This is a genomic window from Hyphomonas sp. (assembly GCF_041689225.1).
Taxonomy (GTDB): domain Bacteria; phylum Pseudomonadota; class Alphaproteobacteria; order Caulobacterales; family Hyphomonadaceae; genus Hyphomonas.
Window position 1 is genome coordinate 1 of sequence record NZ_JBDNGN010000064.1, and the last position, 9,108, is coordinate 9,108.

At 60.5% G+C, this 9,108-nt stretch carries 10 protein-coding genes; 5 read left to right on the forward strand and 5 right to left on the reverse strand.

Annotated features, from left to right (window positions below; genetic code table 11):
- Window positions 1-218 precede the first annotated feature (218 nt).
- The 3 genes from ACESNB_RS05745 (at window position 219) to ACESNB_RS05755 (ending at window position 1,625) form a co-directional block, all read left to right on the forward strand.
- Window positions 219-716: a hypothetical protein gene (locus ACESNB_RS05745; protein ID WP_373005158.1), complete on the forward strand. Its 498-nt coding sequence runs from the start codon at window positions 219-221 to the stop codon at window positions 714-716.
- Window positions 717-740: 24 nt separating this feature from the next.
- The gene (locus ACESNB_RS05750) at window positions 741-1,037 is read left to right on the forward strand and encodes a hypothetical protein (protein ID WP_373005160.1); all 297 of its coding nucleotides are present in this window, start codon (window positions 741-743) and stop codon (window positions 1,035-1,037) included.
- A 150-nt stretch (window positions 1,038-1,187) separates the two neighbouring features.
- On the forward strand, window positions 1,188-1,625 hold the full coding sequence (locus ACESNB_RS05755; protein ID WP_373005163.1) for a hypothetical protein: 438 nt from the start codon (window positions 1,188-1,190) through the stop codon (window positions 1,623-1,625).
- Between the two features lie 320 nt (window positions 1,626-1,945).
- On the opposite strand, the gene ACESNB_RS05760 is transcribed toward ACESNB_RS05755, so the two are convergent.
- The 3 genes from ACESNB_RS05760 to ACESNB_RS05770 form a co-directional block, all read right to left on the reverse strand.
- Window positions 1,946-4,114: a S9 family peptidase gene (locus ACESNB_RS05760; protein WP_373005166.1), complete on the reverse strand. Its 2,169-nt coding sequence runs from the start codon at window positions 4,112-4,114 to the stop codon at window positions 1,946-1,948.
- A gap of 133 nt (window positions 4,115-4,247) precedes the next feature.
- Window positions 4,248-4,652, reverse strand: a complete 405-nt coding sequence (msrB, locus tag ACESNB_RS05765; protein ID WP_373005169.1) for a peptide-methionine (R)-S-oxide reductase MsrB — start codon at window positions 4,650-4,652, stop codon at window positions 4,248-4,250.
- Window positions 4,653-4,696: 44 nt separating this feature from the next.
- Window positions 4,697-5,152 carry a MaoC family dehydratase gene (locus ACESNB_RS05770; protein WP_373005172.1) on the reverse strand — a complete coding sequence of 152 codons (456 nt, stop codon included), beginning with the start codon at window positions 5,150-5,152 and terminating at the stop codon, window positions 4,697-4,699.
- Window positions 5,153-5,313: 161 nt separating this feature from the next.
- On the opposite strand from ACESNB_RS05770, the gene ACESNB_RS05775 reads away from it, so the two are divergent.
- Window positions 5,314-5,655: a DUF4870 family protein gene (locus ACESNB_RS05775; RefSeq protein ID WP_373005182.1), complete on the forward strand. Its 342-nt coding sequence runs from the start codon at window positions 5,314-5,316 to the stop codon at window positions 5,653-5,655.
- A gap of 70 nt (window positions 5,656-5,725) precedes the next feature.
- Here the strand turns inward: ACESNB_RS05775 and ACESNB_RS05780 are convergent, their stop codons facing one another.
- Both ACESNB_RS05780 and ACESNB_RS05785 read right to left on the reverse strand, forming a co-directional pair.
- On the reverse strand, window positions 5,726-7,273 hold the full coding sequence (locus ACESNB_RS05780) for an acyl-CoA synthetase (protein WP_373005175.1): 1,548 nt from the start codon (window positions 7,271-7,273) through the stop codon (window positions 5,726-5,728).
- A gap of 107 nt (window positions 7,274-7,380) precedes the next feature.
- The gene (locus ACESNB_RS05785; RefSeq protein ID WP_373005178.1) at window positions 7,381-8,319 is read right to left on the reverse strand and encodes a sterol desaturase family protein; all 939 of its coding nucleotides are present in this window, start codon (window positions 8,317-8,319) and stop codon (window positions 7,381-7,383) included.
- Between the two features lie 195 nt (window positions 8,320-8,514).
- On the opposite strand from ACESNB_RS05785, the gene ACESNB_RS05790 reads away from it, so the two are divergent.
- Window positions 8,515-9,108 (forward strand): enoyl-CoA hydratase-related protein (locus ACESNB_RS05790; RefSeq protein ID WP_373005185.1); only part of this gene is annotated, 594 nt, incomplete at its 3' end.

Here is a 9,108-nt window from a genome sequence, read left to right on the forward strand (position 1 = left end):
CCAACATGGGCCGCAACAGCCCGGCGAAAATCAAGCGAATACGAAACTGCCATCGACAAATCCTCCTGCCGAACAGGAGAATCAGAGTTCGAAGCAAAAGGGAATCCCTCACGATTCCTTTTGTCGCGGATGTGCTTTAGGAGTCTGCACTCGACAATCCTTACCTCTTTGAAACTGCCGGTGACAGCACGATCAGTGTACGAATGATCTATAGCGCAATGCATAGCGCAGCTGCCTCGGTTACGATTGACCGTGTCGTCCCGCAAGCGCAGCTTCCGAAAGGGATTTCGCCGGTTGAGGTGTTTGCGGACAGGACTGTGCTGGTGCATCGTCTGGATGCGAACGGAAAAGTTTTAGACCAGATTTTCGACGCATCAGGTGCCAAAGCCCTGACCCCGCCAATGCCTCCGCTGATCATGGCGGTTTATGCCAGCAGGAACCATCAGATGTTCGTGGAGATTGACCGCGAGCGACGGTTGCTGTGGCCCGTGCGCGGCAGTGATGTGATCGCGAAACCTGATGATTTTATCGGCCTTCGTCCGCTGTCAGGTGTGGTGACGTCAAAGGTGACACCACTGACGCCAGCAGAGATCACCAATCTGTACCGGCCCGAAACGCCGGATGCTTCTCCTTATGCGGCTGACCTTCCTGTATGTGTTGTCGAGCAGCCGGGATGCGATGTCACGCTGAAACGGACCGCCCTGTGGGAACGGTAGGGTCGCCAGATCGGCCTGGCCCTGTTGGGCGATGCGGTCATTCAGAGCCAGGGTTACAGGCAGTATGACCTTCCGACCTATCTAGAGATCGTCGCCACGTCGGATGTGGCGGAATACGACTCTATTCGTGACTTCACCCCTGACCCGAAACAGGAAAGCATCTACTCCCACGGCCAGGCCGTTTACGCCTCACGGCGATTGGATGGGATGTTTGATGTCCACGCCTATGACCGCACGGATACCAAGGGCCAGTTCGAACGCATCAATGCAGCCTCCTTGCCGAATGAAAGTGCAGCTAAAGGTTTTTGGGAGGCGCGGTAGCGGGCGGCGCGGGCGCGGCTGGCACAAAGTGAAGCCGAGCAGCAGGCGTTCAGGGACCAGCAGACGCGTGTGATGCAGCAGAAGCTGGCCGATATTGCTGCGATGTCTGCCGCCAATCAACAAACCGCTCGCACCTAGCAAACCACGGCATTGGCCGATGGCAATTACTGGCTGGCGATGCAGATCGCGCGGCGCAAACTTTCCTGGCGCGACCTCTATCAGACGGTTCTGCGCGCGATCGATGCGGGACGGGAAGAGGCTGTCGGTCTCGCGGATATCGAGATAGCAAAACAGTTTTCTAACGCTGAAGAGAACACCAGGCTGAATGCCCGCGCGAACCTGACAACCTATCAGGCCGATCTGAAACGGGCCGAGGCCGCGCGCGCGTTCAGCGTGCAAAACATGTTGACTGCGGCGCGGAATTATCAGGGTTCGCCGGTGTCCATCCCTTCGAGCGCCTCGAATTCCAGACCGACTTCCAGCAGTGCGAATGCAGCGCTGGAGAACGCACAATTTGAATCGAAGATGAATTATCTCGAGGGCAATGCCGGACAATATCTCTGCGGTAGTTCCAGCTTCTGCGATTAGTTTTTCAGAGACTTTTCGCGGCCTCAGAATAGGCTCGGTAGTGCAATTTGCGACGGCGCAAAGTGTTGCCTTAGCTGACAGGTCTCAGATGAGGATATAATGCCTCATTCCGGCAGTATCCCCGCCATAGCCATGTTCAAGCGCTGCGATGTCTTTTGGCGAGAATCTGCCGTCTGATGTAACCCGCCGCTATGTCCGCTCCGACGCAGAAAGCAGCCGAAGACATTCCGACTATGCGAGACTATCCCACCCTGCATTCTCGCGTTTGAGCGAAAGTCGGCGACCCGGCAGCTTCTGCGCTTCGGGCCACCAGAAAAGGCTCAATCGTCTCCGGAAAGATCCAGCTCATCCGTCTTGCCGACAGCAGCCAGCGCGAACGCGTATTCCACGGCGGTTTCCTTCAGGCCTTCGAAGCGGCCCGAGGCGCCGCCATGGCCGGCTTCCATGTTGATGCGAAGGAAGTAGGGGCCGCCTTCTGGCGCGTCGTGGCGCAGACGCGCTGCCCATTTGCTCGGCTCCCAATAGGTCACGCGCGGGTCCGACAAGCCGCCGGTGATCAGCACGGCCGGATAGTTCTGATTGGTCACGTTGTCATACGGGCTGTAGGCGGCGATCGTGTCATAATCGGTTTCGCTGGTCAGCGGGTTGCCCCATTCGGGCCATTCCGGCGGCGTCAGCGGCAGTGTGGCGTCCGACATCGTGGTGAGAACGTCGACAAAGGGCACGGAGGCAATGATGCCAGCGAAGAGTTCTGGGTCCATGTTTGCCGCAGCGCCCATCAGCAGGCCGCCAGCCGAGCCGCCATGGCCGACAAGCTTGCCCTTGGACGTGTAGCCCCGATCGACCAGGTAGTGGCCGGCCGCGATATAGTCCTTGAACGTGTTGGTCTTCTTCTCGAGCTTGCCATCGAGATACCATTGATAACCCTTGGCCATCGAGCCGCGCGGATGAACGATGGCATAGACGAAGCCGCGATCAACGAGGCTGAGGCGGCCGGTACGGAAGTCTGCCGGGATGGTGATGCCGTAGGACCCATAGCCATAGAGCAGCAGCGGCGCCGTGCCGTCGATAGGCGTGTCCTTGCGGCGCAGCAGCGTGACGGGCACCAGTTCGCTATCCCATGACGGGGCCATGACGCGTTCGGAGACATAGTCGTCCGGGTTGTGCCCGGAGGGCACTTCGCGGGTCTTGCGCAGGGTGCGCTCGTGGGTGGCCAGATCATAGTCGATGACCTGGTCCGGCGTGGTCGGGGAGGCGTAGTCGAAACGCAGGATCGGCGTGTTGAAATCATAGCCGCTGTCGAGGCCGAGATCATAGGCAGACTCGTCGAAGCTGATCTCATGCTCGGCGCCATCGGCGCGGGCGCGCACGACGATACGGGGCAGGCCATTCTCGCGCTCCATGCGGGAGAGATAGTCCTTCTGCGGCTGCATGCCGAGCAGAAGCGTGCCGGGGCGGTGCGGGATGACTTCTTCCCATTGGTCGCGGGAGGTCGCGTCCATCGGGGCTTTCATCACCTTGAAGTCGACGGCACCGTCGAGATTGGTCGAGATGTAGAACTGGCCATCCCAGTGGACCACGGAATATTCATTATCTGTCTGGCGCGGGGCAACGGTGCGCAGGGTCGGGTTCAGCTCGTTCGCGGGGAACCAGTGGACTTCCGATGTCGTATGGCCGGACGCGCTGATGAAGATGACCTCTTCGCTGACGCTCTTGTCGACGCCGACGAAGAAGCCGGGATCTTTCTCTTCATAGAGGAGCGTGTCTTCGCCCGTCGCCAGGTTGCGCTGGTAGACGGCGTCGGGGCGGGCATTCTCGTCGCGGTGGACCCAGACAATGGCCTGTCCGTTCGCCGACCATTCGAAGCTGCCATAGGCATCGTCGATGATGCCTGCGGTTTCATCGCCGGTCTCGATATCCTGAATGTGGATCTGGTAGAACTCGCTGCCTTGCGTATCGGTCGAATAGGCCACCAGCTGGTGGTCCGGGCTGGTGTCGATGCCGCCGAAGGAGAAATAGTCCTTGCCTTCGCCCATCGCGTCGCCGTCGAGCAAGATCGTCTCGGGGGCGTCGGGATTGAAGGCATCCGCAGCCGCGCGGCGGGCGATGATCGGGTATTCGCCGCCCTGACGGTAGCGCGTGTAATAGGCATAAGGCCCGTCAATTTCGGGAACGGTGCTGTCGTCTTCCTTGATGCGGCCGCGCATTTCCTTGAACAGCTCGTTGCGCAGGGCCGTTGTCGGTTCTTCCAGCACGGCCTTGGTGAACGCATTCTCGGCTTCGAGATAGGTGCGGATGTCTGCGCGCAGCATGGTCGGGTCGCGCATCACCTCCTGCCAGTTGTCATCCTTCATCCACTGATAGGGATCGCTGCGGGTGCGGTCCACCTGCGTGATCTCATTATCGATGCGGGGCGCAACCGGTGGCTGGGGCGAGGTGGTGGCAACGGGCGTGGTCGCAGCCGCTTCGGTGAGTGTCTGGTCAGTCATGGTGCATCCGGTCAGAAGGGCAGCTGTCGCTGCGCTGGCGAGGAGAAATTAAAGGCGCATGAGGCCTGCTCCTTTTGGCTTCAGGGGTTGAGTATGCGGGGAATGAATCAGGCCGGGCCCGGCCTGTCCAGCTTTATTCTGCAGGGCGGAACTCGAGGACCACACCATTGATGCACCAGCGCTCGCCCGTGGGCGGCGGACCGTCCTTGAAGACGTGGCCCTGATGCAGGCCGCAGGTGGCACAGTGGCACTCGGTGCGCGGTATGATCATCTTGAAGTCTGTCTTGGTGGCGACAACGCCTTCGGAGGCAGGCTGCCAGTAGCTCGGCCAGCCGGTGCCGCTCTCGAACTTGTGCTCGGATGACCAGAGCGCGGTGCCGCAGCCCTTGCAATGGTAGAGGCCTACGCGCTTCTCGCCTTCGCAATTGCCCGGCGTGAAGGCGCGCTCGGTGCCTTCTTTCACGCCGACGCGAAATTCTTCCGGGGTGAGCAGTTCACGCCATTCGCGGTCTGAGCGGTCGATCTTGGTCTGGGTCATCGGGAGGGCTCCATATCATGGTTCCCTCCCAATATAGGCGCTTATCAGCCGTAAAGCACGGTTATCGATTCAGCGACGAGGGCCGGGCGTTCCTGGCCTTCGATTTCGACGGTGCTTTCCATGATCATCTGCTTGCCGCCGGACTTCTCGGTGATGGACTTGCAGTTCTGGCGCAGGCGGACCTTGGAGCCGACGGGCACCATGTTGGTGAAGCGCACCTTGTCGGAGCCGTAATTGATGCCGCGCGTGACGCCGGACACATTCAGCACTTCCGAGCCGAGCATCGGCAGGAGCGAAAGCGTGAGGAAGCCGTGCGCGATGGGGCCGCCCATGGCCTTGGTGGCGCGTTCGACATCGACGTGGATCCATTGATGATCGCCGGTTGCGTCGGCGAACTTGTTGACGCGGTCCTGATCGATCTGATGCCAGTCAGACACGCCGACTTCCGTGCCGGCAAGGGATTCGAGGTCAGCGAAAGCGACTTTTTTCGGGTTGGCCATTGGGGTGTTCCTCCAGGGTTTTTGCTGGGCCTAGTTCTGGCGCGGCGATGGCGGTCCGGCAAGGTTTCCCGAACGTCAATTTGCTGGACCTGCAGGTGATTCTCGCAAATACTGCCCCAACGGGCTGAATTGGGAGACATTCAATGACAGATTAAAACCAGATTTCGGTTGATCCGAATACCAGGGGCAACGCGAACCTCGTCTATATTCTCTACCTCGTCGCCATCGTGGTCGGAATTACGTCGATCATCGGCCTCGTCATGGCATATCTTGGCAAGGGCCAGGGTGATGCGCTGCTTGAGAACCATTACAACAACCAGATCAATATTTTCTGGAAGGGCCTGTTGTACTCTGTCATTAGCGTGATCCTCATCCCGATCCTCGGGCTTGGCATCCTTACCGGATTGGCCGCGCTGGTCTGGTATATCGTGCGCTGCGTGAAGGGCATGCAATCCCTGTCGGCTGGTCAGCCAATCGACAACCCGGGCAGTTGGCTGTTCTAGACCGCCAGACGGAACCCGAATTTAAAACAGCCGCCCCGGAAGGAGCGGGTGTTTTCGTTTCGAGGCTGCTTCAGACGATACGGCTGCCGGTCTTGCCCCAGTAGCGGTCGCGGACAAGGCGCTTGTAGAGCTTGCCGGTCGGGTGGCGAGGCAGCTCCGGATCGAAGTCGACCGATTTCGGGCATTTGATCTTTGACAGGTTGGCCTGGCAGAAGGCCATCAGCTCAGCGGCGAGCTCGGGCGACGGGGCGACGCCTGCCGCTGGCTGGACAACGGCTTTCACGGCTTCGCCGAATTCCTCGTCCGGTACGCCGATCACCGCGCAGTCGGCGACCTTGGGGTGGGTGATCAGGATGTTCTCGCATTCCTGCGGATAGATATTGACCCCGCCGGAAATGATCATGAAGGCCTTGCGGTCGGTGAGGTAGAGAAAGCCGTCCTCATCCAGCTTGCCGACATCGCCGAGGGATGACAGGTCCGGCCGGGTGGCATGAAGGGCGCCTTTGGTCTTCTCCGGGTCGTTATGGTAGGTCGGCGCGACCGTGCCGCCGAAATAGACCTGGCCTTCGTCGCCAACCGGCACTTCATTGCCTTCCTCGTCACAGATATGGACGACGCCGTGGACCGGCTTGCCTACCGTGCCCTTGTGGGTCATCCAGTCGGGGCTGCGCACCCAGGTCATGCCGTTGCCTTCGGAGCCGGCATAATATTCATCGATGATGGGACCCCACCATTCGATCATCTTCTGCTTGATCGGGATCGGGCAGGGCGCGGCGGCGTGGATGGCGAACTGCAGGCTGGAGACATCGTACTTTTCACGCACTTCGGGCGGCAGCTTCAGCATCTTCACGAACATGGTCGGCACGAGTTGGGAATGCGTGACACGATGTTTCTCGACGAGGTGGAGATAGTTTTCCGGATCGAACTTTTCCATGATCACGAGAGACGCGCCGAGCCGAGTCATCGCCATGCTCCAGCGCAGGGGCGCGGCATGATAGAGCGGGGCGGGCGACAGATAGATCGAGTCCTCGGTCACGCCGGCGAGACCACGGCAGATTTGGATGAGGACATTGTCGGCGTCGATCGGAAGGCCCCGCTCGAGCGGTGGCCGGATGCCCTTGGGGCGACCGGTCGTGCCCGACGAATAGAGCATGTCCGTGCCCGCCATCTCGTCAGGAATCGGCGTGACAGGGAATTTTCTCTGCAGCGTCTCCAGCGCGGTAAAGCCGGGAATGTCGCCATCGATCGACCAGTATTGGTCCAGCTTGGTCACCGATTTCACGTCCTGCGCGACAGCCGACTTGTGGGCGTCGGTGATCAGCAGCTTCGAGCCGGAATCCTCGATGATATACTGGACTTCAGGCGTGGTGAGGCGAGACGAGATGCACACGAAATAGAGGCCCGAGCGCTGGGCCGCCCAGCAGACTTCGAAATAGCGCGGCGAGTTTTCGGCGAAGAGGGCAATCGTGTCGCCGGGCTGGCAGCCGGCCTCGCGCAAGGCATGCGCGATCTGGTTGGACCGCTCGTCGAGCTGGCGGAACGTGACGACTTCGCCGCTGCCGGCCATCTTATAGGCAGGGTGATCGGGCCGGGCCTTGGCATGATGGAAGGGGTGCATTGTCGTCTCGCTCCATTGGGGGGCGGCGCCTCTTGCGGGGCCTGCCGGATTGTTTCGACGAACTTATCCGACCAGCTGCCCGCGTCCACTGGCGACGCAGGGGAAAGTCAGGCCTTGGGCAGGCCGGGCGTTCCGGCATGTTCCGGATGCGCGGCGACATAAGCCGCCTTGAGTTCTACGGAGCGATTGTGCATGCCGTCCGGGTTCCAGCCGGGCGCATTGATCGCGCGACGGATCCAGCGGTCGGGGCGCAGGCCGTCGCGCGCACAGTCGCGCAGCAGGCCGCCCAGTTCGTGAAAGGCGATGACGAACGGATTGTAGCTGCCGATCGGCTTGACGATGCCATAGACCGGCTTGTCCTCATCCAGCTCGGGCACGAAACTGCCGAATATCTTGTCCCAGGTGATGAACACGCCTGCATAATTGGAGTCGAGGTAGCGGGGGTTGGTGGCGTGATGAACGCGGTGGTGGGAGGGCGTGTTGAAGACCGTCTCGAACCAGCGCGGCATCCGGTCGATCGCTTCGGTATGGATCCAGTACTGGTAGATCAGGTTCAGGCCAACGACGAAGAAGATGACATAGGGATGGAAGCCGATGAACACCATCGGTGTGCCGATCAGGATCAGGCCGGTGAAAGGGCCGAACCAGGGCTGGCGCAGGGCCGTGGTGAAATTGTAGTGCGTGCTGGAATGATGGGTGACGTGTTCCATCCAGAACCAGCGAATGCGGTGGGCGAAACGATGCTTCCAGTAATAGGTGAAGTCATACAGCACGAAGGCGATCAGCGCGCTCCACCATGTAAAGGGGATCGTCGCCAGCCGGTAGGGCCAGATGAGCATCATCATCCACAGCGTGGCAAAGCCGGTCAGCGTGCCGACGACGACATTCCCGGTGCCCATCGCCATCGAGGCGAAGGCGTCTTTCGTCTCGTAACGGCCCTTGGCACGGCCTGTCTTGACCGCCCACCACTCCCAGATGACCGACAGGATGAACAGCGGCGCGGCAAGCGTCGTCGGGTCGATCTTTGATAGCCATTCGGGCAGCATGCGTGTTTATCCAGATTGCCAATGAGTACGCCGGGTAAGCTCGTGCCCACACGTTGTTCAGGTTGATTGTGGGTCGACTATCAGGGCGAAATCGCCGGGTGGTCAAGCCCGGGGCTGGTTTCCCCTGCGACGCGCTTGACCTCTGCGGCCGGGCGGGCAGTGTGGGGCCAACGATTGCCCCAAGGGAGACACATGATGGCACAGCCGAAAAAGTTCGAGCAGATTATCCTGGATATTGAGGACGGCGTGGCCATCCTGACGCTCAACCGCCCCGAAAAGATGAACGCCTTCACCGGTAAGATGATGTACGAACTGATCGAGGCCTTCGACATTACCGATGCCGATGACAGCGTTCGCGCCGTGATCGTCACCGGCGCGGGCGACCGGGCTTTCTGCGCCGGGGCAGACCTTTCCGAGGGCGCCAAGACATTCGACTATGATGCGCGCGCTGCCACTGGCGAGGAAGGCCGCGCCGCCGATGTCGACATCCAGCGCGATGGCGGTGGCCGCGTCACCCTGCGCATCTTTGACAGCCTCAAGCCTGTCATCGGCGCGATCAATGGTGCGGCTGTCGGTATCGGTGTCACCATGCAGTTGCCCATGGATATCCGCATCGCGTCCGACAATGCGCGCTTCGGTTTCGTGTTCAACCGTCGGGGCATCAACCCGGAAGCTGCCTCAAGCTGGTTCCTGCCACGCCTTGTCGGCATCCAGCAGGCGCTCGCATGGTGCTATTCGGGCCGCGTGTTCCCTGCTTCCGAAGCACTGTCCGGCGGCCTCGTGCTTTCC

Coding starts and splice junctions, on each gene's coding strand:
- ACESNB_RS05785 (WP_373005178.1), bottom strand. CDS start 8,319: ATGCTGCCCGAATGGCTATCAAAGATCGACCCGACGACGCTTGCCGCG.
- ACESNB_RS05770 (WP_373005172.1), bottom strand. CDS start 5,152: ATGGCCAACCCGAAAAAAGTCGCTTTCGCTGACCTCGAATCCCTTGCC.
- ACESNB_RS05780 (WP_373005175.1), bottom strand. CDS start 7,273: ATGCACCCCTTCCATCATGCCAAGGCCCGGCCCGATCACCCTGCCTAT.
- msrB (WP_373005169.1), bottom strand. CDS start 4,652: ATGACCCAGACCAAGATCGACCGCTCAGACCGCGAATGGCGTGAACTG.
- ACESNB_RS05745 (WP_373005158.1), top strand. CDS start 219: ATGCATAGCGCAGCTGCCTCGGTTACGATTGACCGTGTCGTCCCGCAA.
- ACESNB_RS05760 (WP_373005166.1), bottom strand. CDS start 4,114: ATGACTGACCAGACACTCACCGAAGCGGCTGCGACCACGCCCGTTGCC.